The sequence below is a fragment of the Xanthomonas floridensis genome, from assembly GCF_001642575.1.
In the GTDB taxonomy this organism is placed as follows: Bacteria; Pseudomonadota; Gammaproteobacteria; order Xanthomonadales; family Xanthomonadaceae; genus Xanthomonas; species Xanthomonas floridensis.
Window position 1 is genome coordinate 107,555 of the sequence record NZ_LXNG01000057.1, and the last position, 24,178, is coordinate 131,732.

General features: G+C 66.9%; 22 protein-coding genes. 2 read left to right on the top strand and 20 right to left on the bottom strand.

All coding sequences use genetic code 11. The annotated features are described in order from the left end of the window. Positions 1 to 300: 300 nt before the first annotated feature. From gspN to A7D17_RS21435, 14 genes are all read right to left on the bottom strand, one after another. Positions 301 to 1,017 (bottom strand): type II secretion system protein N, encoded by a 717-nt coding sequence (gspN, locus tag A7D17_RS21370; protein WP_064510949.1) that lies wholly within the window; start codon positions 1,015 to 1,017, stop codon positions 301 to 303. Continuing rightward, a complete protein-coding gene (gene gspM, locus A7D17_RS21375) occupies positions 1,014 to 1,466 on the bottom strand; it encodes a type II secretion system protein GspM (RefSeq protein ID WP_064510950.1) in 453 nt (150 codons plus the stop codon). The genes gspN and gspM overlap by 4 nt, the downstream gene beginning before the upstream one ends. Then, a complete protein-coding gene (gene gspL / locus A7D17_RS21380) occupies positions 1,463 to 2,557 on the bottom strand; it encodes a type II secretion system protein GspL (RefSeq protein WP_064510951.1) in 1,095 nt (364 codons plus the stop codon). Before gspL ends, gspM begins: the two co-directional genes overlap by 4 nt. After that, positions 2,554 to 3,546 (bottom strand): type II secretion system minor pseudopilin GspK, encoded by a 993-nt coding sequence (gene gspK, locus A7D17_RS21385; protein ID WP_064510952.1) that lies wholly within the window; start codon positions 3,544 to 3,546, stop codon positions 2,554 to 2,556. Before gspK ends, gspL begins: the two co-directional genes overlap by 4 nt. Further along, positions 3,543 to 4,145 carry a type II secretion system minor pseudopilin GspJ gene (gspJ, locus tag A7D17_RS21390; protein WP_064510953.1) on the bottom strand — a complete coding sequence of 201 codons (603 nt, stop codon included), beginning with the start codon at positions 4,143 to 4,145 and terminating at the stop codon, positions 3,543 to 3,545. Before gspJ ends, gspK begins: the two co-directional genes overlap by 4 nt. After that, positions 4,142 to 4,519, bottom strand: a complete 378-nt coding sequence (gene gspI, locus A7D17_RS21395; RefSeq protein ID WP_064510954.1) for a type II secretion system minor pseudopilin GspI — start codon at positions 4,517 to 4,519, stop codon at positions 4,142 to 4,144. Before gspI ends, gspJ begins: the two co-directional genes overlap by 4 nt. Next, positions 4,503 to 4,997, bottom strand: a complete 495-nt coding sequence (locus A7D17_RS21400) for a GspH/FimT family pseudopilin (protein ID WP_239692266.1) — start codon at positions 4,995 to 4,997, stop codon at positions 4,503 to 4,505. The genes gspI and A7D17_RS21400 overlap by 17 nt, the downstream gene beginning before the upstream one ends. A gap of 13 nt (positions 4,998 to 5,010) precedes the next feature. Continuing rightward, a complete protein-coding gene (gene gspG / locus A7D17_RS21405; RefSeq protein WP_064510955.1) occupies positions 5,011 to 5,475 on the bottom strand; it encodes a type II secretion system major pseudopilin GspG in 465 nt (154 codons plus the stop codon). Positions 5,476 to 5,501: 26 nt separating this feature from the next. Then, positions 5,502 to 6,704 carry a type II secretion system inner membrane protein GspF gene (gene gspF, locus A7D17_RS21410; protein WP_064510956.1) on the bottom strand — a complete coding sequence of 401 codons (1,203 nt, stop codon included), beginning with the start codon at positions 6,702 to 6,704 and terminating at the stop codon, positions 5,502 to 5,504. Further along, a complete protein-coding gene (gspE, locus tag A7D17_RS21415) occupies positions 6,691 to 8,178 on the bottom strand; it encodes a type II secretion system ATPase GspE (protein ID WP_064510957.1) in 1,488 nt (495 codons plus the stop codon). Before gspE ends, gspF begins: the two co-directional genes overlap by 14 nt. Before the next feature lie 4 nt (positions 8,179 to 8,182). Beyond that, positions 8,183 to 10,258, bottom strand: a complete 2,076-nt coding sequence (gene gspD, locus A7D17_RS21420; RefSeq protein ID WP_064510958.1) for a type II secretion system secretin GspD — start codon at positions 10,256 to 10,258, stop codon at positions 8,183 to 8,185. After that, entirely contained in the window at positions 10,255 to 11,070 is an 816-nt protein-coding gene (locus tag A7D17_RS21425) for a PDZ domain-containing protein (RefSeq protein WP_064510959.1), read from the bottom strand. Before A7D17_RS21425 ends, gspD begins: the two co-directional genes overlap by 4 nt. Positions 11,071 to 11,229: 159 nt before the next feature. Beyond that, complete coding sequence (locus A7D17_RS21430; protein ID WP_064510960.1) at positions 11,230 to 13,881, bottom strand: TonB-dependent receptor domain-containing protein; 2,652 nt, start codon at positions 13,879 to 13,881, stop codon at positions 11,230 to 11,232. 77 nt (positions 13,882 to 13,958) lie between these two features. Then, entirely contained in the window at positions 13,959 to 15,431 is a 1,473-nt protein-coding gene (locus A7D17_RS21435; RefSeq protein WP_064510961.1) for a hypothetical protein, read from the bottom strand. A gap of 187 nt (positions 15,432 to 15,618) precedes the next feature. Between A7D17_RS21435 and A7D17_RS21440 the strand changes: the two genes are divergently transcribed. Beyond that, the gene (locus A7D17_RS21440; RefSeq protein ID WP_064510962.1) at positions 15,619 to 16,479 is read left to right on the top strand and encodes a 2OG-Fe(II) oxygenase; all 861 of its coding nucleotides are present in this window, start codon (positions 15,619 to 15,621) and stop codon (positions 16,477 to 16,479) included. Between the two features lie 481 nt (positions 16,480 to 16,960). Here A7D17_RS21440 and A7D17_RS21445 read toward each other — a convergent pair whose 3' ends face one another. Together A7D17_RS21445 and A7D17_RS21450 are read right to left on the bottom strand one after the other, a co-directional pair. Further along, positions 16,961 to 17,374 (bottom strand): VanZ family protein, encoded by a 414-nt coding sequence (locus A7D17_RS21445; protein ID WP_064510963.1) that lies wholly within the window; start codon positions 17,372 to 17,374, stop codon positions 16,961 to 16,963. Next, the gene (locus tag A7D17_RS21450) at positions 17,362 to 18,615 is read right to left on the bottom strand and encodes an SAM-dependent methyltransferase (protein ID WP_193395382.1); all 1,254 of its coding nucleotides are present in this window, start codon (positions 18,613 to 18,615) and stop codon (positions 17,362 to 17,364) included. Before A7D17_RS21450 ends, A7D17_RS21445 begins: the two co-directional genes overlap by 13 nt. Here A7D17_RS21450 and A7D17_RS21455 point away from each other — a divergent pair. Further along, the gene (locus A7D17_RS21455; protein WP_064510964.1) at positions 18,614 to 19,351 is read left to right on the top strand and encodes a pteridine reductase; all 738 of its coding nucleotides are present in this window, start codon (positions 18,614 to 18,616) and stop codon (positions 19,349 to 19,351) included. The two genes, A7D17_RS21450 and A7D17_RS21455, sit on opposite strands and share 2 nt — an antisense overlap. A gap of 283 nt (positions 19,352 to 19,634) precedes the next feature. On the opposite strand, the gene folK is transcribed toward A7D17_RS21455, so the two are convergent. The 4 genes from folK to A7D17_RS21475 all read right to left on the bottom strand — a co-directional run bounded on the left by folK (position 19,635) and on the right by A7D17_RS21475 (position 23,990). Further along, positions 19,635 to 20,144, bottom strand: coding sequence for a 2-amino-4-hydroxy-6-hydroxymethyldihydropteridine diphosphokinase (gene folK, locus A7D17_RS21460; RefSeq protein ID WP_064511012.1), 510 nt, complete (start codon positions 20,142 to 20,144; stop codon positions 19,635 to 19,637). A 91-nt stretch (positions 20,145 to 20,235) separates the two neighbouring features. Beyond that, a complete protein-coding gene (locus tag A7D17_RS21465; RefSeq protein WP_064510965.1) occupies positions 20,236 to 21,738 on the bottom strand; it encodes an ATP-binding response regulator in 1,503 nt (500 codons plus the stop codon). Between the two features lie 3 nt (positions 21,739 to 21,741). Continuing rightward, positions 21,742 to 22,182, bottom strand: a complete 441-nt coding sequence (locus A7D17_RS21470) for a response regulator (RefSeq protein WP_064510966.1) — start codon at positions 22,180 to 22,182, stop codon at positions 21,742 to 21,744. Continuing rightward, positions 22,179 to 23,990 (bottom strand): sensor histidine kinase, encoded by a 1,812-nt coding sequence (locus tag A7D17_RS21475; protein WP_064510967.1) that lies wholly within the window; start codon positions 23,988 to 23,990, stop codon positions 22,179 to 22,181. Before A7D17_RS21475 ends, A7D17_RS21470 begins: the two co-directional genes overlap by 4 nt. Positions 23,991 to 24,178: the final 188 nt, after the last annotated feature.

The window sequence follows — 24,178 nt, forward strand, 5'->3', positions numbered from 1 at the left end:
GTGCGCCAGTGACCGACAACGCTGCGATTCGGCAGGGACTTCACGCTCGGGCTCGCCGAGGCACTGGTTATGACATCCCGGGACGGTCGCGCATTGGTCTGCCCGATGCCACGGCGGCAAGGCCGGGCGAGGCGCTCGGCCACGACAGCGACAATGGCGGGCGGAACCAGGATTCAGACCGATTGCATCGCGCTGTCGGCAGCACAATGACGGGGAGACCCTGCCGGACCGCGCGCTACGCCAGGCACGTATCGCTGTCCCTCACACTGCACCGGTGGCCCATCGGCCCTGCAGGCAGATCTACAGCTGCCCTTCGTCGCGCCGCACCAGCCAGCGCTCCGGCGTCTGCGTAAAGCCGAGCAATTGCAGGCCCAGCTGCAGGGCGGTGTCGGGGCCTGGCTCGACCTGGGTGCGCCACCGCCAGCGGCCGTCGCGTTGCAGGCGCAGTTCGGCATTCAACTGCACGCCATCCGGCAGACCGCCATCGGGGGTGAGTGCCAGCACCACGGCATCGTCCACGCAACGCGGGCTGCCACGCAGGCGCAGTGGCAGCAACCCGGCGGCCTCACCGCGTTCGCTGGGCACGATCTGCATGGCGACATCGCCGCCGGCCTGGATGCAGCGAGTGGTGTCGAAGACCGCGCGGACATCACGCAGATCGATCGACAGATCCATCAAGCGCACCCCGCCGGGCTTGCGTAGCAACAGCCGGCCATTGGCCTGCTCCACGCCCTGCCGTGCGCCCTGCAGTGCAACCGCGTGCACGGTGGCCGATCGCAGCTGCACCTGGCGTTCGCCACGCAACAGCGGCAGCGCACGCAGGCGCACGCCGACATCGCCGAGCAAAAGGCTATTCCAGCGCACTTCGCGCAAGGTGCCGTTCCAGATCGAACCCTGCGCTTCCAGCGCGGAAAATGGCAGGCGCTCGGCAGGCAACAGCAGGCGCAGCGGCAAGGTGGCGATCACACCCGTGGCAAGCAACAGCATGCCCAGCAGCGCCCAGCGCAGTGCCCTCATGGCGCGATGCCCTGCAAGGTGATGTGCGCCTGCAGCTGGCCGTCGCGGCGAGCGATATCGAGCTGCGTCGGTGCCAGACGGTCGCGCTGTCGCAGCTGTTCCAGCCACGCAAACAGGCTGGCACTGCTCACGCGATCGATCTGCAGGTCCAGCGTCCCGGTGGGGCTGACGCGGTGATGGGTGATGGCGATGGTGGCCTCGCGGGCGCTGCGCAAAATGCGCTCAAGGGGGACTGCCGTCACTGTAGCGGCGCGTTGTGAAGCGCGCGCAGCGAGCAGCGCTTCGGCGGCATGGTCATAACGGGACTGGGCTCGGTCCTTCCAATGCCGCAGTGGCACCAACAGCGCGTACCACCCCACGAAGGCCGCCACGGCCAGCAGCATGATCGCCAGCATGCCGCGCTCACGCGGCGCACGCGCCTGCCACCAGGCCTGCATGCGATGGTTCATCGTGGTGGCTCCAGCTGCAAGGTGGTGCGCAGGCGCCCGTCCAGGGATTCGCTCGGCGATGGTTGCAGCTGCCAGCCGGCAGCATGCAAGCGGGAGCTGACACTTTGCAGCTGCGCCGCATCGGCATACAGCACGGCGATGCGTAGCGCACCGGTGTGCCGGTACGCCAGCGCATCCAGCTCCACTCCCGGCACCGACTCCACTGCCGAAAACACGGTTGCCAAGCGTGAGGCGAATACGTCCGGCGTTGCTGCGCTGGCCTGCGCTGCCGCCGCATCGGATGGCCGCTGGAGTTCACCACTGCCGAGCAGCGCGGCAGTACGCCGCTGCAGCAGCTGCGCACCGACCTCGTAGCGCAGGGTCTGCGCAAGCACCAGCAGCACCGGCGACAGCAACAACAGCGCAACCAACAGTGTCAGCGTGCGCGTGCGCATGTCGGCACGCTGGCGGGTGACCACCGCAAAGCGTTGCTGGCGCAGATTGATCGGCGCGATGGCGGCATGCCGCGCGAACTGCACGATGGTCTGCTGCGGATCCGGATCCGGCGGCAGCACCGGCGCGGCGGCAAGCGAGGCAATCAGCGCCTGTGCAAGCGGCGGCTCCAGGCTGAAGGCCAGACGCGGCGCACGCAGCAACCAGCGCCCGTCCCACTGCAGCAGTGTCGGCGCCTGTTCGGTGGCCGGCACGGCCAGCAGCAAACACTCCGGCACCACCGCATCGGGAACGATCCCCACGTCTGCAGCGCGCTCCAGCCAATGCTGCATCACCGCCGTGTCCACCGCCGCGACCAGCTGCATGCCGTCGGCCTCCGGCTGCGTGGCAATCGCCACGTGCAGGGCCTGCACGTCCACTGCCAGGTGCTCGGCCAATTGCAGGCGCGCGGCGGCCACCGATTGCGCCATGCTGCGCCCGGGCAAGGCCATCCAGCGCAGCTGCACATCGGCGCCGGGCACCACCAGCACGCTGCGTCCAGACGGCGCGGGCCGTGCGCTGCATTCGCCTTGCCATACCACCTGCCCGTGCGCATTCACATGCACGGCGGTTGGCGGCGTTGCCGTGTCGGCCGGCAGCAGCACCAGCGTGGTCATCATGCGTCGGGGCTCCATTGACGTGCCACCAGCCGCACGCGGCCGGCCGGGTCTTGCTGCAGCAAGGCTTCGAGCATGACCTGCGCACCGGCATGTTCGACGTCGCTGACGAGGGAAAAATACGTGGTGCGCAACTGCACCTGCTGCAGCACTGCGTTCGACGGTGCGACGTGCAGCAGGGCGGGCGTGTTGAAGAACACCGCCGGATCGCGCCATCCGCCGGCCGGGCGTGCGGCGATCACCCGGCGTGCGGCCGCCAGTTCCAGCCGGCCTTCGGTCAGCGCCACCAGCACCGGCGCATCCTGCAGGCGCAGCGTGTTGATGTTGACCGGCGACAGCCGCCCTTCCGGTAGCGCACACAGATAGGGCTGCAGCAGCGTGATGCGTGCGGGGGTGTAGCCGGCGATGGCGCCCAGCTCGCTGACACCGGCCAGCAAGGTCGCACCGGTCCGCAGCGGCACTGCCGATTGCAGATACTGCTCGTCTTCCGCGCCATGCGCGCCGGGTTGGCTGTCGCTGTCGATCCAGTCCACCAGCGCATCGGTCAGCGCCTGCGCCTGTGGCGGCGTGATGCCCAATGCCTCCAGCAGGGCCTGGTATTGGCGCGCACCGTCGTCGCTGCGCTGCCATTGCTCGGGCGCGCCGGCCACCACGCTATTGAGGTTGAAGCAGCTGCCACGGTCGCGCAGCCGTACGCGCACCATGCCATCGTCCAGCGGGAAGGTGACCGGCTGGTCGTTCCAGCCGCCATCCAGCGTGGTGCGCAGCGGGTCGCGCCTGGCCAGGGCCTGCAGGCGTTGCCGCGCGAGGGTCTCGCTCCCCAGCGCATACCACTGCGCCTGCGTCATCGCCTCGCCATTCCCGCTACGGCGCAGGCCAAAGCGCAGATCGTCCAGCACCGCGACCATCAGCAGGGTCATCACCGCCACCAGCAACAACACCGTCAACAAGGCGACGCCACCTTGTCGCGCAGGTGCAGGCAACGCCCTCATGCGCGTCCCTCCGGCAGCAGGAACACTTGCCGCACGCGTCCCCATTGCTCCAGGTCCAGCTCCAGCGAGATCGCATCCGGCAGTGCTTCCAGCCCGCCGCTCCAGCCATCGCTCCATTGCGCACGGTAATGAAACGCCACCACCGCCGAGCGCACGCCACGCAGCAGCACCTGCGGCGTGGCGGCCGCCGCACCATCCAGTGCCGGGCGCGCACTGCGCTCCAGGCGTCCTTCGACCACGCGGTACTCCACGTACTGCAGCGAGGCACGTGCCAACCGATCCGGATTGCTCCAGCCGCGCCGCACGAAGCCGAACAGCGGCCCCTGCGTTCCCGGCGCACTGGCGATGAAGGCCGTGCGCGCAGCGCTGCCATCGCCATTGCGCGTGCGCCGCACCGCGGCCTGTTGCAGATCGCTGCGCAGCAGGCCATGGGCCAGCTGGAAATCGCGCACCTGCTGCAACCGTTGGCGGACCGCATCGCGTTGATCGATGCTCTGGCGCATCACCACCACCGCCGCAGCTGCCACCAGCGCGAAGACCGCCAGCGCCACCAGCAGCTCGATCAGGGTGAAGCCGGCCGCGCGAGGTGGGCGGCTCATTGCACGCTCCGCAACGCGCTCAGGCTGGCGATTTCCTGCGTCTGGCCTGCGGCACGCACCTGCACCTCGACACGCACCATGCCGGCGCTGGCTGGCACGGCCTGGCGCTGCCAGTCCCAGCCGCGGCCACCCAGCAGCTCCTTCCCACGCGCAGGCGCCAGCGCAGCGGCGGTGGGTACGAGCAGTGCCTCGATCGCCTGGTTTTCCGCCACCACGGCCGCCATTGCGCGTTCTTCCAGCACCATCGCCGTGCGCGTGCTTTCGCCGGACAGATTCAATAGCCCGACCACTGCCATGCCGAAGATGGCCAGCGCGACCATCAATTCCAGCAGCGAAAAGCCGGCCGAGGCCTGGCGCTTACCGATGCGGCGCATCGACCCGTACTCCGCCGGCGGCATCGACCAGCACCTGTAGCTGTTGCTGCCCGTCGACCAGGGCGATGCGTTGCGGCGTGGCCGCCCCGGTGGGGTCGAAGCGCACGCTCAGCTGTGTGGCACCGGCTGGTAGTTGCGCCTGCACACCGGCTGGCCAGCGTGTAGCGACGAACGGCTTTTCGTCCAGCGCCACCCACTGCTGCCGCACCTGACGACGGAAGGTGTAGCCGCCGGTATCGACGATGACCTCGACCATGCGCAGGCTCAGGATGGCGTCGTCGCGCGCGTTGATCAGCACGCTGGCCAATCCATCGGCCTGGTCGTGCAGATCGCGCCGGGTGTCGGGCAGCGTCATCACCACCAGCGTGCTGGCCAGCGCGGTGATGACCAGCACGGCCAACACCTCCAGCAAGGTGAAACCACGCGTGCCCGCACGCCCGTGGCGTAGTGCGTATCGCGGCACGATGACGGGAGCGATCGGCACGCGTGTCTCAGCGCCAGTTGCCGATGTCGGCGTTGTCGGCATCGCCGCCTTCGGCCCCATCGGCACCGAAGGAATACACATCGAAGCCGCCAGTGCGACCCGGGCGGCGATACTGGTACGCATGCCCCCACGGGTCTTCCGGCAGGCGGCGGATATAGCCGCCTTGCCGGTAGCGCTCCGGCCGGGCCAGACCACTCGGCGCGGTGAGCAGGGCCTGCAGGCCCTGTTCGGTGGTGGGATAGGTGAGGTTGTCCAGGCGATAGGTTTCCAGCGCCTGCTCCAGCACCGCGACATCGGCGCGCGCCTTCTCGACCATGGCGCGGTCCTGGCTGGGCATCACGTTGATCATCACCACGGTGGCGAGCAGGCCGATGATGACGATGACCACCATCAACTCGACCAGGGTGAAGCCGCGCGCGCGACCACGCAGCGGACGCGCGCCGGCAGATGCAAGAGACTGGATGGACTGCATGTGGATCTCCGAAAGGACGGCTGCGCTCAACCAAGCGCCAGGGTGTTGAATTGCAGGATGGGCAACAGGATCGACAGCACGATCACCGCCACCACGCCACCGAGCAGCACGATGATGGCCGGCTCCAGCAGGCTCATTGCCGCAGTGGTAAAGGATTCGAATTCGCGTTCCAGGTAATCGGCGGCGCGCTCTAGCATCGGCGCCAGCCGCCCGCTGTTCTCGCCGCTGGAGGCCATGTACAGCAACGTGGGCGGGAATACGCCCGCGCGCTTCATCGCCGCGGCCAGGCTGCCGCCTTCGCGGATGGCGCTGACCATGCTGTCGGTGGCCAGCCGCAGGGCGCGGTTGTCCACGGTGCGTGCGGCGATCATCAGCCCTTCCATCAACGGCAGACCGCTGTTGACCATGATCGCCAGCGTGCGTGCCATGCGCGCGGCATGCAGGTCGCGGATCAGGCGCCCCAGCAAGGGCGCGCGCAGGATGGCGCGATCTGCTGCCAGCCGCAGTGCCGGTCGTCTGAGCAGCCGCAGTGCAGCGATTGTGGCAATCACCAGCGCAACCAGGAGCGGAATACCGGCATGCAGCAGGAAGTTCGACACCGAGATCACCGCGCGCGTCAGCCAGGGCAAGGCGCGCCCCATCGAATCGAACTGATCCACCACCTTGGGCACCACGAAGGTCATCAGCACGATGACCACCGCCCCGGCGGTCAGGGCCAGCGCCGCCGGGTAGACCAGCGCAGACTGCAGCTTGCTGCGCACCTGCGCCTGGCGTTCGAGCAGATCGGCCAGCCGCTCCAGCACCTGCGGCAGGGCGCCCGCGCTTTCGCCGGCGGCCACCATGGCGCGATACAGCGGCGGGAACGCATTGCCCTGGCGCGCCATCGCATCGGACAGGCGAAATCCTTCCACCACCAGCGCATGGGTCTGGCCGGTGACCCGGCGCACGCCGCGGCGCTCGGACTGGGTGCCGATGGTGCGCAAGGCTTCCTCCAGCGGCGCGGTTTCCACCAGCGTGGCGAGCTGGCGGGTGAACAGCACCAGATCCTTGCCGCTGAAGCGCGCTGCGCGCACGGCGGTCGACGTCGTGGCGGCTGCAGCATCAACGCGCACCGGCACCCACTGGCGCTGTTCCAGCTGCGCCCGTGCGCCCTGCACGCTGTCGGCGCTGATCACGCCCTGGCGGCTGCGCCCTTGCAGGTCGAGGACGGTGTAATCAAACCGCGGCATGCGCTTCGTCCTGCTGGCGGGTGACGCGCAAGGCTTCTTCCAGCGTGGTGAGGCCTTGCAGCACCGCGGCGCGCGCGGCCTCACCCAGGCGCGGCGCACGCGCGAAGGCCACCGCCGCCAATGCGTCTTCATCGGCGTTGTCGCCGATCAGCCGGCGCATTGCATCGTCCACCGCAATGGCTTCGTAGATGCCCACGCGTCCGGCGTAGCCGCTGTGATGGCAGGCGCTGCAGCCCGCCGCCGCATACACGCTGGCACTGTGGTCGCACCCCATCAGCTCGCGCGTGGCGGCGTCCAGGGGGCGCGGCGTGCGGCACTCCATGCACAGCCGCCGTACCAGCCGCTGCGCCAGGATCAGCCGCAGGCTGGACGCGAGCAAGAATGGCTCGATGCCCATGTCGCGCAGGCGCGTGACCGCGCCGACCGCATCGTTGGTGTGCACGGTGGAGAGCACCAGGTGGCCGGTGAGGCTGGCCTGCACCGCGATCTGCGCGGTCTCGGTGTCGCGGATTTCGCCGATCATCACCACGTCCGGGTCCTGGCGCAGGATGGCGCGCAGTCCGGCGGCGAAGGTCATGCCGACGCGTGCGTTGACCTGGGTCTGGCCGACGCCGTCGATGGCGTATTCCACCGGGTCTTCGACGGTGAGGATGTTGCGCGAGCCATCGTTGAGCAGGCTCAGCGCTGCATACAGCGTGGTGGTCTTGCCCGAGCCGGTGGGGCCGGTGACCAGCACGATGCCGTTGGGCACCTGCAAGGCGCGCTGCACGGTATGCATCACCGCCGGCGGCATGCCCAGCTGCGCCAGCGACAAGGTGCCCTGCTCCTTGTCCAGGATACGCAACACCACCCGCTCGCTGCCGCGCGTAGGCAGGGTGGACACGCGCACGTCCAGGGCCTTGGCACCCATCACCAATGACACGCGGCCGTCCTGCGGAATGCGTTTTTCGGCGATGTCCAGCCGTGCCATCACCTTGACCCGCGACACCAGCAAGGGCGCGATACGGCCGGGCAAGGTGGCCGCCTCGCGCATCACACCATCCACGCGCAGGCGAACGCGCAGGCGCGATTCGTAGGATTCCAGATGCACGTCGGACGCGCCCAGGCGCGCGGCCTCGGCGATGATGCCGTTGATCAGGCGAATGATCGGCGCATCGTCCTGGCTGTCGAGCAGATCGGCGGTGGGGATATCGTCGATCAACGAATCCAGGCTGCCGTGCAGGTCCAATGCCTCGACCTGCACGCCCTGCTCCAGCCCGGCGTCGGCGTAGATCTCCGACACGTGCCGGTCGAATACCGCCGGTGCCAGCGTGCGCACCTGCAATGGCATGCCCAGCGCCCGGCGCAACTCGATCAAGGCCTGCACATCGCCGCCTTCGCGCAGGCCGATCTGCGCAGTGTCCTGTGCGCCAAGCAGCACCACACCATGGCGTTTGGCGAAGGCATAGGAAATGGCGGCGCGTGCGGTGGTCATGGCATCAACGCTGCATGGGACGGCTGGTGGGTGCGGGGGTGACGGCTGGCGCCGGGCGCACGGACGGGGTCGCCGGCAGCTGCGGCGGCTGCGCGCGCAGGTAGTCGCGCACCAGCGCATCGAGCGCGGCCTCCGGGTCGCCATCGGCCAGCTGCCGATCGCGCAGGTAGTTGTAGCGCGGTGCGGTCATGCGCTGCGCATCGGCCGCATCACGGATGATGGTGGGGCGAATGAACACCATCAGATTGGTCTTGTCGCGATTGCGCGACTTGTGCCGAAACAACGCGCCCAGGCCCGGTACGTCGCCCAGCAACGGCACTTTCTCCACGGTCTGGCGATCGTTCTGGTCGAGCAGGCCGCCGAGTGCGACGATGGCGCCGTTCTCCACCACCACACGCGTTTCGATCTGGCGCTTGTTGAACACCAGCTCGGACGACTGCGCGCTGACCGGCCCGGCGATGGCCGAGACTTCCTGCTTGATCGCCAGCGTGATGCCGCCGGCGGTGTTGATCTGCGGGCGCACTTCCAGCTCCACCCCCACGTCCTGGCGCTGGATGGTACGGAAGGGATTGTCGTTGGCCGCACCCAGCACCTCACCGGTGGTGATCGGCACTTCCTGGCCTACCAGGATGCGCGCCTGTTCGTTGTCCAGTGTCATGATCGAGGGCGTGGACAACAGGTTGGAGCCGGTGTCGCTCTTGACCGCATCGATGATCATGCCGAACACCGCATCGTTGCTTTGTCCGGCCAGGCCGATCAGTCCGCCGCTCAAACCCAGCAGGGATTGCGCGGCCACATTGCGCGCCTGTTCCAGCACCGAATCGTCGTCGTCGTTGCCGCTGCGCGTACCGGCCGCCGCTGCGGCCAGCGGCACGATGCCCGGCGAGGCACCGCTGTACTGCGTGGCGATCAACGGCACGGTGCCGTTGCGGCCCGCCAGCAAGAGCTGCACGCCCAGGCGCTTTGCGGCGGTGTCGGAAATCTCCACCACGATCGCTTCCACCAGTACCTGCTCGCGATGCACGTCCAGCTGGCGGATCACATCCATCAGTGCGCGCTGCGTCTCCGGGTCGGCATTGATGATCAGGGCGTTGGAGCCGGGGTAGCGCACGATCACCGGGCGCTTGCCTGCCGCCGGTGCAATCACTTGCGTCTGCGCAGCGCCGCTCACCGCTGCCACATCCACCGCAGTCGAACGCGTGTCCTGCCCGGGCTGCGCCTCGTTGCCGGGCGTCTGCCCAACCAGCTGCTGCAGCACCGGCAACAGCTGTTCGGCACTGGCGTGCTGCAGCCGTACCACGCTGACATCGCCGCGGCGCTCGGCGCGCCCATCCAGATCCACCGCGGTGCGCACCACCCGCTGCACCAATGCCGGGTCGCCGCGCACGATCAGCGAATTGCTGCTCTCCACCGGCAACACCGACAGCACCGCGCTGCGCTCGCCGCCCTGGCCGAACAACGAGGTCAAGGTGCGCGCCAATTCCTGCGCGGAACTATTGCGCAAGGTCACCGTGTCGATCGCCGCGCGGTCGGTATCGATCTGCGCCACCAACCCGCGAATGCGCCGCAAGTTGTCGGCGTAGTCGGCGATCAGCAGGCTATTGCCTTGCGGCATCGCCATGATCACCCCACCGCGCCCGACCAGCGGCTTGAGGATTTCCGCGGCGCTGCGCGCATCCACGCGCTGCAGGGTGAACACCTGGGTGGCAAACCCCAGGTTGCCACTGGCCGCGCTGCCCGGCTGCTGCGCGGCGGTGTCGTCGGGAATGATGCGATACGTCGACGGGCCGCTGGACACCGCAATCAGGCCATTGGCGCGCAACACCGCCAGCAACATGCCGAGCAGATCGGCTTCGCTCATCGCCTGCGCGCGCGCCACGTTCACCGTGCCCTGCACGCGCGTGTCCACGATGAAGGTGATGCCGGTGGCGCGCGAGACATCCTGGATGAAGGCACGCAGATCCACATCCTGCAGGCGCACCGCCGGGGCATCGGCCGCGCGCAGCGAGACTGCCGGCATGACAGGGAGTGCAAACAACAACGTGGCCGAGATCAGCCAGAGAGGACGAACGGCAGTCATTGCGGGCGCTTCAAGGTCATGGTGTGGGTCTGGCCATTGCGGCGATAGGTCAGCGTGGCCGCCTGGCCACCGCGCAGTTCGTCCTGCAACTCGCGCAGGTGTTCGGCATCGAGGGTGCGGCCGTTGATCTGGGTCAGCACATCGCCGGCCGCCAGGCCGGCCTGGCGCAGCAGCGCGCCATCACCACGCGGCATGATCGTGAAGCCGCTGCCGTCCTCGCTTGCGCGCAGCCCGGCGGTGCTCAGCAGCTGCTGCGGGTCCACGCCAGCGGCAGAGGCGGCATTGGTCGCGTTACCCACGTTCGACATCACCGCAGCGGCGGTGCCTGCCGTTGTCGTGCCCGCTACCGGTGCTGTGGAGGCGGGCACCTGCGGTGCGGCATCGATCAACGCCAGGCGGCGCACGCCACTGCCGGTGCGCAGCAGCACATGGTCGGCAGCGATCGCCTGCACCACCACACCGGGCAGCACCGCATCGCCCACACGGTAGGCGCCCTGCCTGCCCTCGCCGTCACTGAGATAGACCGCCGCTTGCGTGCCGCCCGCACGCACGCCATGCAGCACGACGCCCTCGCTGTTGACGTCGCTGACAGTGCGATAGAACACATCGCGGCCAAGCGCAGACAGATCCGATGTCGCCTCGATGGCAGGCGAGTGCGTGCCCAACGGGCCGATCGGCGTCACCACCAGCCACACCAGGCGCAGCGCCTGCACCGCCAACACCACGGCCAGCACACAGACCACGGCCGTGCGCGCACCGCGCAGCGACATGACGGTATTCAACGAGGGCAACACGCGCTGCAAAGCAGACATCCGTCTTGAGGATTGCGAACGGATGACAGAATGCGGCAGCAATGTGTCAGTTAGAAGAAACTGATGACACAGGCCGACACATACCGATGTACGGTGAAACGCAAACGCCCGCCGTGCCAGGCACAGCGGGCGTTTGCGGCGCTTCCCGCGCGCTGCGGATCAGAAGCGCGCTGTCACACTGATGTCATAGCTGATGCCGGGCTGGTAGGTGTACAGGTCCACCCGGTTGCTGCCCACCTTCTGGTATTCCTGGTACTTGGTCTTGAGCAGATTGCGTGCGGCAAAGTTCACCGACAGCGTATCGCCCGACCAGACCAGGCCTTTCTTGATCACCAGATCCAGCGAAGTGCCCGGCTTGTCGATGTAGTCCGGCTGGCCGGGGCGGCCGCGCGCCGACACCCGCTCGCCCACGTAGTTGGCGATCAGGGTGGCCTGGCTGTTGGTGCTCTCGCTCTCCACGCCGATCTGCAGGTTGGCGATGTCGTCCGACTGCCCCTGCAGTGCGGAGCCATCGCGAATGAACAGCGTGGCCTGCACCGGCGCGCTGAAACCGAACGGCTGCACGGTGTCGCCGGCGCTGGCACTCACCTCGGAGGTGGTGCGCGTGTAGTTGCCGGACACGAACAGGCGCTTGTCGCCCCACCAGTCGGCAGCGATCGGCAGGTCCAGATACTTCTTGGCTTCCAGCTCGATGCCGTACAACGTGGCCTTGGGGGCGTTGATGAAGCTCTGCACGATGCCGCCACCGGGCGCGTCGTTGACGATGGCTTCGATTGGCTTGTCGATGTCCTTGTAGAACGCACCGACGGTGACGTACTGGCCCGGCTCGAAGAACCATTCGTAGCGTGCATCCAGATTGACCAGCTCGCTGTCGACCAGGAACGGGTTGCCGAAGAACTGGCGGTCGATATCCGGGTCCAGATACTGCTGCGGCGCCATTTCGCGGAACTGCGGCCGCGCGATGGTCTTGGACGCACCAAAGCGCAACTGCTGGTTGTCGGCGAAGTTCCAGGTCACCGTGGCCGACGGCAGCGCGTAGCTGTTCTCCAGCGGCGCCACGCTGTCCTGGCGCGTGCCGCTGAAGATGTCGTACGGATGCACCGCTTGCGTGGCGTCTTCGTAACGCACGCCCAACGTGGCACGCAGGGTCGGCACGATCTCGCCTTCGGCTTGCAGGTACGCCGCCTTGACCTTCAAGGTTGCGTCGTAGGCCGCCGCACCGAAGCTGCCGGTGGTCTCGCGCAGCCGCAGCAGATCGTTGCTGAGGTTGTAGTCGGAGATCAGGTAATCCACGCGCTGATACTGATTCAGGAACGGCAACGGGCCATCCAGCGCCAGGAAGCGGAACTCGCGGCTCCACGCGGTGCGGTCGTTGTCCAGATACGCAAGACCGCCCTTGACGGTGATGTCGTGCTCGATCGGCAGGCGCCAGGTCACATCCACGCCGCCGCTGGCGACTTTGTCGTCGACCTTGCTGAAGCGGGTGTAGTTCTGCACGCGCGAGGCATCGTGCGCCCAGTAACCATCCAGCAGTTCATAACGAATGCCGGTCTCGTAGGGCACATCGCGGCTGGCGTTGGCCACCGCGGCACGCCATTCGACCTTGAGGTCGTCGTATTCGCCAAACGCATGCGAGCCCAGCAGCTGGTTGTTGATCAGCTGGCGTTCGTACCACTCGGTGTTGTCATCGCGCACATCGAAACCGGCCAGCTCATCGCGGCCGGCACGGCTGCGCGCCACCTTCAGTGCATCGTGCACATACAGGGTGGTCCAGCCGATGGTGTGGCGGCCATATTCCCAGCCCAGGCCGAGCATGCCGTTGGTGCGCACGTTGTTGCGGGTGGTGGCGAAATCGTAGTTGGAATTGAACTCCACGCTATCGCCGACGAAGATGCCGTCCTGCTGCTTGCCGGTGCGGGTACGCCATTCGTTGTCGTAGCTGGCCACCGCCAGGATGCCCAGCTTGGCTTCGCCGATATCCATGCTGTAGCCGGCGCTGGCGCCCACATTGACGTCCGGGTCGAGGCTGTCCTTTTCCTGCAGCACATACAGGTTGGCATTGTTCATGCTGCGCCCGATGCGGCGGATGTCATCGCGCGAGAAATTGCCCAGATCCACGCGGCGCCCGCTGGCGATGGCATCGCGCAATGCGCCCGGCTGCTTGCGCGTGCCGTCATCAAAGCCCCACTCGTCATCGCCGGAGCCGTAATAGGTCAGGCCCTTCTCGCCGGTGCTGACGCTGTTGGCGCCGCCGCCTACGGTGAGCGAGAGGAACGGTTTGTCCGGCACGGTCATCGATTGCAGATCGATCACGCCGCCGCCGAATTCGCCGGGATAATCGGCCGAATAGGTTTTTTGCACGGTCACGCTTTGCAGCACGTCGCTGGGAAACAGATCCAGCGGAACCACGCGCTGCATCGGCTCGGGGCTGGGCAACGGCGAGCCATTGAACAACGCGGACGAATAACGCTCGCCCAGGCCACGCACATACACATACTTGCCGCGCGACAGGCTCAGGCCGGTCACACGCGTCAGCGCCACCGCGGCGCTGCTGTCGCCGGTGCGCTCCATGTCCTCGCGGGTGACGAACGAGGCCACTTCGGAGGTCTGCAGCATCGGCTCGGGAATGTATTCGCCGCGCACCACGACCTGGTCGAGTTGCTTGGGCGCGATGGCAGCAGCACTGGAACTGCTGCCGCCGGCAGCATCGCTGGTAGTCGACTGCGCCAGTGCGGCGCCGGACATCAGCAAGGTGGAAATGGAAAGAGACAGGCCCGTCCGCGAGAGACGGGCAACAGTGGAGGTTCGCATCGTGGGAGCCCTGGCAACAGAAAGATGAAGCGGGACGCATCGCGCGGCGGCATCGGGTCGCCGCGCGATGCCGTGCCTCAGCAGGGACGATCGGCGGTCAGGCCGCAGGTCCAGCCCTGCCACCAGGTGTCGTTGGCATCACGCACGCCACCGATGTAGTTCACCTGCTGGAAGAAGCTGCTCACCCCGTTCAAGCCCTGGAAGGCCGGCACGGCGCTTTCGTTGGCGCCATTGACGAACGTGTTCTGCAACGTGGACACGCCATTGGCGACATTGTTGGTGCCGGCTGCGAACTGGGTGGCCGCACGCGCGTCGCTACCGAAGGCCGTCGGGCAGGCGAAGAACACCGAGTTGAAGGTACCGAGCGTGTCGGCATCGGCAAGGTTGAAGCACACCAGACCATCACCGGTGCCACCGGCCGGACGCGTGACGACCGAGTTGTAGAACGCGGCCTGCGTGCCCTGGTTGAGCATGATTGCTGCACCGGCGCGCGTATTGCCCACGTAGGTGAAGTTGGCCACCTTCGGGCGCGAATACGGCTGGCGACGCAGGCTGCTCCATTCGTTCATGCGGTCGCCGCCGCCGGCGCGCTGCACCACGATGCCGAACTGCAACGCACCGCTCCAGCCAGCATCGGTATCCAGCGAATCGTCGTCGGCGCCGGTGATCACCACGTGGCTGCCGTTGACCGTGCCGCCGAACCATTCGATGCCGTCATCGGAACTGTTGTGGATCTGCACGTAGTCCAGACGCGTGCCGCTGCCCACGCCGGCCAGGGTGATGCCCTGCAGCTCGTTGTTGGGCGAAATTTCGAAGCCCGAATACATCACGCGCAGGTAGCGCATCGACCCGCTGTTGTCGGTGGCGCTGTTGCCGCCGTAGAACGCGTTGGTGCCTTCCACCTGCGCCTGACACTCCGGCGTCCCCGACACGGTAGCGCCCGGGCAGTTGTTGATCGCCGCGCGACCCAGCACCACGATGCCGCCCCACAGGCCGATGGTGTTGGCGTTGACCTGGCCTTCCAGCGCCTGGCGCGCGGTGAACACGATCGGCGCAGTGGCGCTGCCTTCGGCAAAGATCTGCGAGCCGCGGTTGACCACGATGTAGTCGCTACCCGAAGAGCCATACAGGGTGACGCCCGGCTCGATGGTCAGCACGCCCTGCACGCTGCCGGCGGCCGGCGCGGTGGCGTTACCGCCACGGTCGGTACCGACGTTGACGCGGCCGCTGATCGAATACGCAGTACCGGCGCGCGCAGGCACGACCAGATTGCCGCTGACGGTTTCCGGCAACTGACAGGCGCGCAGCGTGTTGTTGGCGATGGTGCCGACGTTGGAGAAACCGGTCGGGCAATCGGCGGCCGGGCCGGTCGGCGATGGCGTGGGCGTCGGTGCAGGCGTGGGCGCCGGGGTCGGCGCGGGCGCCGGTGCGGGCGGAAACGCGCCCTCGCCCGGCGAAGCGACGCGGTCGGCACCACCACCGCAGGCCGACAGGGCCAGGGCGGTACCAAACGTCATGAGAAGTGTCTTGCTGCTGTTGCGAACGGACATGCGGCTGATCTCCAGGTCAAAAGGTCCGGTATGAAGAGGAGTCGTCAAGAATTGGTTGCGTTCCGCTCACTGCAGTGGCGAGCACGTTCAAGATCCCCGTCACCTTTATAGGGGCCGTCTGTTGCATTTGTCTTACCGCGACACATTTGACATATCACTGACACACGCCGACATGCACTGTAGTGGGATGACATCCACCGTAATTCCTAGCCCACTGGCCGACTGGATCGTGGCGCAGGCACTGGCCGGCCAGCCGCCCGAACAGGCGTTACAGCCGCTGATCGATCAAGGCTGGAACGAACAGGACGCCATCGACGCGGTCGAGGCATTGGTGCGCGACCATATCCAGCGGCATGCACAGGCCAACGGCCTGCCGCTGCCGGTCCGCGTGCCCGCGCTGCTGCAACACGACGATGCCTCGTTGCTGGACCTGGGCGACCGCCAGGTGCGTGTACTGATGAGCCTGCTACTGCCACGCGTGGTGGTGCTTGGCAGCTTTCTCGCCGATGACGAGTGCGATGCCTTGATCGCGCTCGCACAGCCGCGCCTGGCACGCTCGCGCACGGTGGACAACGGCAGTGGCGCGCAGATCGTGCACGCCGCACGCACCAGCGACAGCATGTGCCTGCAGCTGGGCCAGGATGCGCTGTGCCAACGGATCGAGGCACGCATTGCGCGCCTGCTCGACTGGCCGGTGGCGCACGGCGAAGGACTGCAGGTACTGCGCTACGCCACCGGCGCGGAGTATCAGCCGCACTACGATTATTTCGACCCCGACGCGGCCGGCACGCCGGTGCTGCTGCAGGCTGGTGGCCAGCGCGTCGCCTCGCTGGTGATGTACCTCAACACGCCCGCACGCGGCGGCGCCACGCGTTTTCCCGATGTGCACCTGGACGTTGCCGCAGTGAAGGGTAACGCGGTGTTCTTCAGCTACGACCGACCGCATCCGATGACGCGCAGCCTGCATGCCGGCGCGCCGGTGCTGGCCGGCGAAAAATGGGTGGCGACCAAATGGCTGCGCGAGCGCGCAGTGCGCATGCCTGGCTAAGGGCGGAGATCAACGCTTACGCATTCGCCAGGTGGACGACCATCGTCCTGAAATGACCCACCCAGATGATCGGATCGGCTCCTCGCGACCGGGGTGTTGCATCGTGGCGGGGATACCGTCAAAAGCCGAGTGGGCCGAGCGCGCGGTGCCCTCGCCACTCGCGGGACACGCGGTGAACCCATCCATGGTGGCTCGATGGCGGCATCCATGCCGCAAGCGGCAAGGACACCGCACCAGAACGTTGACTGTCGTTTTATCGAAGAGCGACACGCTGCTTCGCCAGCTTGCTGATTGCGTGTTGAAAGCCTTGCACACCGGCCATCTCGACTGGTCCTTGCCTACCCACCGTCGCGGGACCTTACGCACCATGGATGCCGCCTAAGAGCTGACAAGGACGTACTTGCAGCATGTCCCACGATGGCGGCGGGCAAGGGCCCTGCAGTGAATCTGCAACCCCCACTCGCGCCGTCTTGCGAAACGATCAACGCGACCCGAACAAGCGCTGATCGATCCGCAGCATCACAAACCGCAACGGCGTCCACGCCAGGCACACGCCAGCCAGGATGCCCAGCGTATCAGCCAGCGCATCGTAGGGATCTGCGCTGCGATTGGTGGTCAGCGCACCCTGCGCAATCTCGATCCCGATCCCCAGCAGCACCAACCCGAACGCGGCCAGCAACAGCGCACGACGGGTTGCGAACAACTGCACGGCGCCCCAACTCAGCAGTGCGAAACTCAGGAAGTGCTCGACCTTGTCGCTGTTGGACGGCAGCTCGGGAAATTCCGGTGGTGGTCCAAGACACACAGCGATCAGTACCACGATCGCCGCGATCCACAGCCCCATCCACAGCGCCGGCCGGTGGAACGGCCGCAGCGCCACCGTCACAGCCGCCACGTGAGATCGCCAGCCAGGAAGGCAGGAGCGAAATCCACGTCGCGCGAGAAGCCCATCACCTGGAAACGCTCGCCCATTTCGCTGGGCAGGGTGAGCTGCTTGACCTGCTGACGCAGGCGCATGCGCCCGACTTCATCGGTGCGCGCATCGGCCTGGGTCAGCAAGGTATCCAGACCATTGCCCAGCAGGAAACTGGCCTGCGTACAGTAACCGGCCAGTTCGAAACCGGCGCCGGTGCCGGCCTCGGCCAACGCAGTGAAGTCCACCGAGGCGGTCAGGTCCTGCAGACCCGGCCAACGATACAGATCCTCGTGCATGCGGTGGCGATAGAAGGCGCGCAAGGTGCCGTCCTCGCGCTGCGCACGATAGAACTCGCCACGCGGATAACCGTAGTCGACGAACAGCATCGCACCGCGTTTCAGTCCACCAGCCACCGCCTGGATCCAGTACGGCAGCTGCGGCAACAGCTCGGAGCGGTAGCCTTCGGCGAACGGCTGTTCCAGATAGCGCTCCAGATGCCGTACCGCCGCGCTCAGCAAGGCATCGGCCGGCTGCTCGCCGCGCGCGAACTGCTGCTGCGCATCCAGTACCACGGTTTCCTCATACACCTGCCCATCGCGCAGCGCAAAGCGTGGCGTAGGCAGGGCATCGATCACCTCGTTGGCGAACAGCACGCCGTCCCAATCGTCGGGGAATGGTGCGTCCAGCCACTCGACCAGATCGAACACCGGCGGAATCAGGCTGCGTCCCAGGCGCTCGCGCTGGCGTTCGCGCAGGTCGGCACTGGGCTCGAGAATCGCATAGCGCTCCGGCAACGCATCCAGTTCCAGCAACCGCTTGAGCGTGACCTCGGCAAACGCACCGCTGCCGCCCCCCACTTCCAGCACCCGCGCCTGCGGCCCCAGTTGCTGCAGCACCGGCGCCAGCGCACCGGAGACGGTGGCGGCGAACAGCGGCCCCAGCTCGGGCGCGGTGACGAAGTCGCCGGTCTCGCCGAACTTGCTCGACCCGGCGCTGTAGTAGCCCAGGCCCGGCGCATACAGCGCCAGCTCCATGAAACGCGAGAACGGAATCGCTCCGCCGGCCGCCTGGATCTCGGCGCGCAGATGTGCGGCCAACCGCTCGCTATGCGCCAGGGCGTCCGGATCGGGTGTGGGAAGGTCGGCGTGCATGCGGGTACCGGTTGCGAAGACAATGCACAGGATAGCCGAGCCCTCCGCAACGCCGAGCGAGTACGCCATGACAGACAGTTCCAAGGTGGTGTTGATCACCGGTGCAGGCCGCCGCATCGGCGCGCAGATCGCCACCACGCTGCACGCCGCCGGCTACCGCGTCGCGCTGCATGCGCACCGCTCCGGCCAGGCGCTGAGCGCGCGCGTGGCTGCGTTGTGCGCGCAGCGCGCCGGGAGTGCATGCGCCCTGCAGGCGGACCTGCGCCTGCCGCAGGCGCCGGCGCAGCTGGTGGATGACTGCATCGCCACCTTCGGCCGCCTGGATGCGGTGGTCAACAACGCCTCGGCGTTCTATCCCACCGCGCTGGGCCAGGCCACGCCGGCACAGTGGGACGAATTGTTCGCCGTCAACGCACGTGCGCCGTTCTTCATCGCCCAGGCCGCCGCCGCGCAGCTGCGTCTGCACCGCGGCGCCATCGTCAACCTCACCGACCTGCATGCCCGGCAGCCGATGCGTCATCACCCGCTGTACGGCGCCTCCAAGAGCGCACTGGAAATGCTGACCCGTTCGCTCGCACTGGAGCTGGCGCCGGACGTGCGGGTCAATGCGGTGGCGCCCGGTGCGATCCTGTGGCCGGAAGAAGGCAAGGCCGCCGAGGCCAAGCAGGCACTGCTTGCACGCACTCCGCTGGCGCGGATCGGCACGCCGGACGAAATCGCCGAGGCGGTGCGCTGGTTGCTCGATGACGCCAGCTTCGTCACCGGCCACACGTTGAATGTGGATGGCGGCCGTCAACTGAGCTGAGAACCGCTGCCCACACGGCTGCGCTCACCGCCATGCGGGCGCGGCCGCTGCTCGGTGACAGGTGCGCGTGGCTACGGGTACATCCCGATCCCAAGCGCGCCATCCACACCCGCCTGACGACCCCTCGATACCTAGCGTGCGCCGCGCGAAGGCAGACGAAGCACGCACACGCTGCGCGACATGCCTCGGCAGCGATCGGCAGGCGCATGCGCAGAAGCCAATCTGCAAAGAGCCCGACGTGAGCTCGCTTGGTGCAGCACGGCCAGCTGCACGCACACCTGCGCTACTGCGCAGCATTCAGCGCAGGCGCGTCCAGCTCTACTGTGGTGAATGCACTGCCATGCTGCGGATGCGCCTGCCATAGCGCGGCCAGCGTCTGCCCGCTCAACGGGTCCACGAAGTCCGGCGCGATATCGGCCAATGGTTTGAGCACGAAGGCATGCTTGAGCTCGGGCCGCGGAATGCGCAACTGCCCGGGTCCTTCGACGATGCTGTCGCCGAAGAACACCACATCCACATCCAGGGTACGGTCGCTGAAACGCGGCCCGCTGCGATCGCGGCCATGCGCATCTTCCAGCGCATGCAACCACTGATCCAGTGCCTGCAAGCCCAGCTCGGTCTGCAGTGCCACTGCATTGTTGACGAAATCCGGCCCATCGAAGCCCACCGCCGGCGTGCGGTACGCCGCAGACACAGTGAGCGGGCCAAAGCGCGCGCGCAGGGCTGCCACGGCCAGGCGCAGGTAATGGGTCGGCTGGACGTTGCTGCCGAGACTGAGGAGCACGGTGGTCATGCGGTATTCGCGCATGCGGCCGGCGTCAGCGTCAACTGTTGCAAGCGTGCCCACTGCCAAACAACGGGCACACCGCACGCGACGCTCCGGCTCAGGCCACTTCGAGCGCGTGCGCCACCGCGCGGAACACGCGGCGCATTTCCAACGGCTTGCGCAATACGTGCACCGGGATGTCCGGCGGGAAGTGCACCCGCTGCAGCGGCGAGCCCATGTCTTCCAGCACGATCGCCGGCCCCTGATAACCCAGCTCCTGCATGCTCAGCAGCACGTTCACTGCGGACAGCTGGATGATGTCGCTGTCGATGATCACCAGGTCCGGCATCGCATGCTGCTGTACCAGCTGCAGCGCCGCAAAGCCATCGGTGGCCAGCTGCGGCTGGTATCCCTGGCTGGACAAGGCATTGCCCAGCAGCGACAGGCGCGTGGCCTCGCCATCCACTAGCAGGATGCGCTGCCCATGGCCCAGCGCGAGCGGCAGTTCGGTATCGGCGATCGCTACCGCCGCTGCGCGCATCGGCACGATCATGTCGAAGCGCGTGCCCTCACCCAGCCGGCTATCGACCTGGATGCTGCCGCCGTAGCTTTCCACGATGCGCTTGCACGAAATCAGGCCCAGCCCGGTGCCATCGGCCTTGGTGGTGAAGAAGGGGCTGAACAACCGCGCGCGGGTTTCATCGCTCATGCCCACGCCGGTATCGGCCACGCTCATGCGCACGCGGGTGGCATCGAAGCGATCGGCCGACAGCATCAAGGTGCCGCCGCCGGGCATCGCCTGGATCGCATTCAAGCCCAGGTTGAGCAGGCATTGCTGCAACTCGGTGTAGTTGGCTTCGATGGTCAGGTCGGCGGCGATCGGGTCCATCTGCAGGCGCACGCCATCGGGCAGGCTGCTCTTGAGCAGCATCTGCACCGCCGAAAACAGGTTGGCGATGGATACCTGCTCGCGCGGTTTGTTGGAGCCACGCACGAACGACAGCATCGACTCGGCCATCTCATGCCCGCGGCGGCCGCATTCGGCCACCACGTTGGCCAGCTGGCGCAGCTGCGGGTCGTCGGTACGCCCGGCCAGCAGATCGGGCACGATCAGCAACGGTTGCAGGATGTTGCGCAGGTCATGGCTCAGCCCGGCCGCCAGCATCGCCAGGCTTTCCAGGCGCTGCGCACGCATCAGCTCGCTCTCCACGCGCTGGCGCTCCAGCTCCGCACGCGCCTCGCGGATGGCGCGCATCACCGCGCTCGGCAACCGCGTGGGGTTGTGCTTGATGATGTAGTCGTTGGCGCCGTCCTGCAGCGCCTTGACCGCGGTCTCCTCACCCATGGTGCCGGAGACGAAGATGAAAGGGATGGCGCCGTTCTGGCGCACCAGGCGCAACGCCTGGTGGCCGGAAAACCCGGGCATGCTCAAATCCGACAGCACGATGTCCGGGTGAAAGACGTCCAGCACGCTGCGCAACGACGGCTCGCTGTCCACGCGCTCGAACACGGCATCGATGCCGGCATCCAGCAGCTGATCGGACAACAGCTCGGCGTCTTCGGGTGAATCTTCCACCAGAAGGATCTTCAGCTGCTCCAGTTTGCCCCCCTCATGCGGCATGGCTCAGTCCAGCTCCGGTGCCTGGTTGATGACTGCCCAGAAGGTGCCGAGCGTCTTGACCGCGTTGAAGAACTGGTCGACATCCACCGGTTTGACTACATAGGCATTGACGCCCAGGTCCCAGCTGCGCGCCAGGTCGCTCTCTTCGCGCGAGGACGACAGGATCACCACCGGCAGGCGCTTGAGCGTTTCATCGCTGCGCACCTGCTTGAGCACTTCCAGTCCGTCCAGGCGCGGCATCTTGATGTCCAGCAGCAGCACCGCCGGCAAGCCTTCCTCGCGGTTGGCGTAGGCGCCACGGCGCAGCAGGTAGTCCATGGCTTCCACGCCGTCCTCGACGTGCACGATGGGGTTGGCCAGGCGCGCATCGCGCAGAGCGTCGACCGCCATCTCCGCGTCGGCCGGGCTGTCTTCTGCCAGAAGAATGGTACGAATGGCACTCATACGGTGAACTCTTGGTTGGGCGCCTCATGCGCAGGGGGAAGCTCGAAATAAAACGTGGCGCCTTCATCGACGACACCTTCGGCCCAGATGCGGCCGCCGTGACGCGTCAGCACGCGTCGCACGCTGGCCAGGCCAATCCCGGTGCCGGCGTACTCGCTGGCCTTGTGCAGCCGCTGGAACACACCGAACAGCTTGGCGCTGTACTCCATATCGAAGCCGGCGCCGTTGTCGCGCACGCTGAACCGGTGACCACCCTCGGGCGTCGGGACATAGGTGATCTCGATCCTGGCCACCTCGCGCTTGGCGCTGTACTTGACCGCGTTACCCAGCAGATTCATCCATAGCTGGCGCATCATGTTTTCGTCGGCCACCAGTACCGGGAGCGGCGCGATCTGCCACTCCACACGGTGGCCGGTGTTCTCGCTCTTGACGCTGGAATCCAGGATCGCGCGCGTTTCGGCGACCAGCGATTGCATGTCCACCGCCTGCAGCCGCAGCGCACCACGGCCCAGGCGCGAATACACCAGCAGATCGTCGATCAACGACGCCATGCGCCGCGCCGAGCTACTGATCACTTCCATGTAATGGCGCGACTTCTCATCGGCGGCGTCGCCCAGATGGCGCGCCAGCTTGTCCGAGAACCCGGCCACATGGCGCAGCGGCGCGCGCAGGTCGTGCGAGACCGAATAGCTGAAGGCCTCCAGTTCGCGATTGACCTCCGACACCTGCTCCACCTTGCCCTCCATCTGCCGATTGAGCTCGGTGATGCGCAGCTGCGAGGCCTTCTGCAGGCTGATGTCGCTGACCGTCATCAGCACCACGTCCTCGTCCGCGGTATCGGGCAGCGGCATGCGCCGCGCATTGATCAGCATGGTGCGCAGCACGCCATCGGCGCCGCGTTGCTCATGCTCGAAGTCCCACAGTTCGCGCCCGCGCAGCAACACGTCGGCCAGGCGCTGGTGAATCTGCTGGTCGCGCCAGACGCCGTCGCCTACATCTTCCAGCGCCATCAATTCATTGCCGCGTTCTTCCAGGCCGTACAGCTCGGCGAACGCGGGGTTGTGCAGCACGATGCGCTGACTGGCATCCAGCAGCACGATCGGCTCGCGCACGGTCTGCAGCACCGAGCTGGCGCGGCCGTTGGCGCGCAGGTATTCCTGCTCGGCCGCCAGCCGGCGCCGGATCTGCCGTTGCAGCAACCAGATCACCGTGGCCAGCAACAGCAGCTGCACCGCCAGCGCGGCCCAGCTCAGCACCGTGTAGTGCATGCGCTCGGTGTCCGCGCGCGCGTTGCGCAGCGCCAGCAACCGGCCTTCGGCACCTTGCAGGTCGTCGATCAACACGCGGATCGGGTTGTTCACCGTCATGTCGTCGATCAGCGTGCGGATCTGCTCCGGCTCGGTGGTCACGGCGATCCGCTCGGCTAATAGCAGCCGGCGCTCGATCGTGCTCTGGATCCGCCCCATGCGCACCAGCTGCGGCGGGTTGTCGTTGGTCAGCGCCACCAGACGGGCCACTGCTGCCATGGATTCGCGCCGGCCCCGGCGCATGCGTTCCAGCAACGCCGGGCGCTCCACCCCATGCGAGCGCATCAGCGCGGCCGATTCGGTGTCGCGCATCGCCGCTTCCAGCCGCTGCGCGGTCTCCTGCACTTCCTGGCTATGCGACACCCACACCGCTGCCCGGTTGGCGTTGCGCGCCATCTGCTGCAGCAGCAAGGACGGCACCACCACGATCAGGCACACCGCCACCGCCAATGAAGGCAGTCGCCAGCGATCCCATTTCTCTGCTTGGGCCGTTGTCTGCATTACCAGGTCTGTGTCCGCTCGCTGCAAGTGCCCAGGTCGGGTCGGCATTGTCTCCGATCGCGCCCCAAACGAGATGAATGATTCAGCAAATTTCGGTTACCACCGTGACATAGCTGAATGGGCATATCATAAGTGCAGCAAAGGTGAAAATGGCGCGAGAAGGCCGCCGTCTGTCGGCGTCGTGGCCG

Bases quoted from the DNA above. Each gene is read 5' to 3' on its own strand.
- gspN (WP_064510949.1), bottom strand. From the start codon at position 1,017: ATGAGGGCACTGCGCTGGGCGCTGCTGGGCATGCTGTTGCTTGCCACG.
- gspM (WP_064510950.1), bottom strand. From the start codon at position 1,466: ATGAACCATCGCATGCAGGCCTGGTGGCAGGCGCGTGCGCCGCGTGAG.
- gspL (WP_064510951.1), bottom strand. From the start codon at position 2,557: ATGATGACCACGCTGGTGCTGCTGCCGGCCGACACGGCAACGCCGCCA.
- gspK (WP_064510952.1), bottom strand. From the start codon at position 3,546: ATGAGGGCGTTGCCTGCACCTGCGCGACAAGGTGGCGTCGCCTTGTTG.
- gspJ (WP_064510953.1), bottom strand. From the start codon at position 4,145: ATGAGCCGCCCACCTCGCGCGGCCGGCTTCACCCTGATCGAGCTGCTG.
- gspI (WP_064510954.1), bottom strand. From the start codon at position 4,519: ATGCGCCGCATCGGTAAGCGCCAGGCCTCGGCCGGCTTTTCGCTGCTG.
- gspG (WP_064510955.1), bottom strand. From the start codon at position 5,475: ATGCAGTCCATCCAGTCTCTTGCATCTGCCGGCGCGCGTCCGCTGCGT.
- gspF (WP_064510956.1), bottom strand. From the start codon at position 6,704: ATGCCGCGGTTTGATTACACCGTCCTCGACCTGCAAGGGCGCAGCCGC.
- gspE (WP_064510957.1), bottom strand. From the start codon at position 8,178: ATGACCACCGCACGCGCCGCCATTTCCTATGCCTTCGCCAAACGCCAT.
- gspD (WP_064510958.1), bottom strand. From the start codon at position 10,258: ATGACTGCCGTTCGTCCTCTCTGGCTGATCTCGGCCACGTTGTTGTTT.
- A7D17_RS21425 (WP_064510959.1), bottom strand. From the start codon at position 11,070: ATGTCTGCTTTGCAGCGCGTGTTGCCCTCGTTGAATACCGTCATGTCG.
- A7D17_RS21430 (WP_064510960.1), bottom strand. From the start codon at position 13,881: ATGCGAACCTCCACTGTTGCCCGTCTCTCGCGGACGGGCCTGTCTCTT.
- A7D17_RS21435 (WP_064510961.1), bottom strand. From the start codon at position 15,431: ATGTCCGTTCGCAACAGCAGCAAGACACTTCTCATGACGTTTGGTACC.
- A7D17_RS21440 (WP_064510962.1), top strand. From the start codon at position 15,619: ATGACATCCACCGTAATTCCTAGCCCACTGGCCGACTGGATCGTGGCG.
- A7D17_RS21455 (WP_064510964.1), top strand. From the start codon at position 18,614: ATGACAGACAGTTCCAAGGTGGTGTTGATCACCGGTGCAGGCCGCCGC.
- A7D17_RS21450 (WP_193395382.1), bottom strand. From the start codon at position 18,615: ATGGCGTACTCGCTCGGCGTTGCGGAGGGCTCGGCTATCCTGTGCATT.
- folK (WP_064511012.1), bottom strand. From the start codon at position 20,144: ATGACCACCGTGCTCCTCAGTCTCGGCAGCAACGTCCAGCCGACCCAT.
- A7D17_RS21465 (WP_064510965.1), bottom strand. From the start codon at position 21,738: ATGCCGCATGAGGGGGGCAAACTGGAGCAGCTGAAGATCCTTCTGGTG.
- A7D17_RS21470 (WP_064510966.1), bottom strand. From the start codon at position 22,182: ATGAGTGCCATTCGTACCATTCTTCTGGCAGAAGACAGCCCGGCCGAC.
- A7D17_RS21475 (WP_064510967.1), bottom strand. From the start codon at position 23,990: ATGCAGACAACGGCCCAAGCAGAGAAATGGGATCGCTGGCGACTGCCT.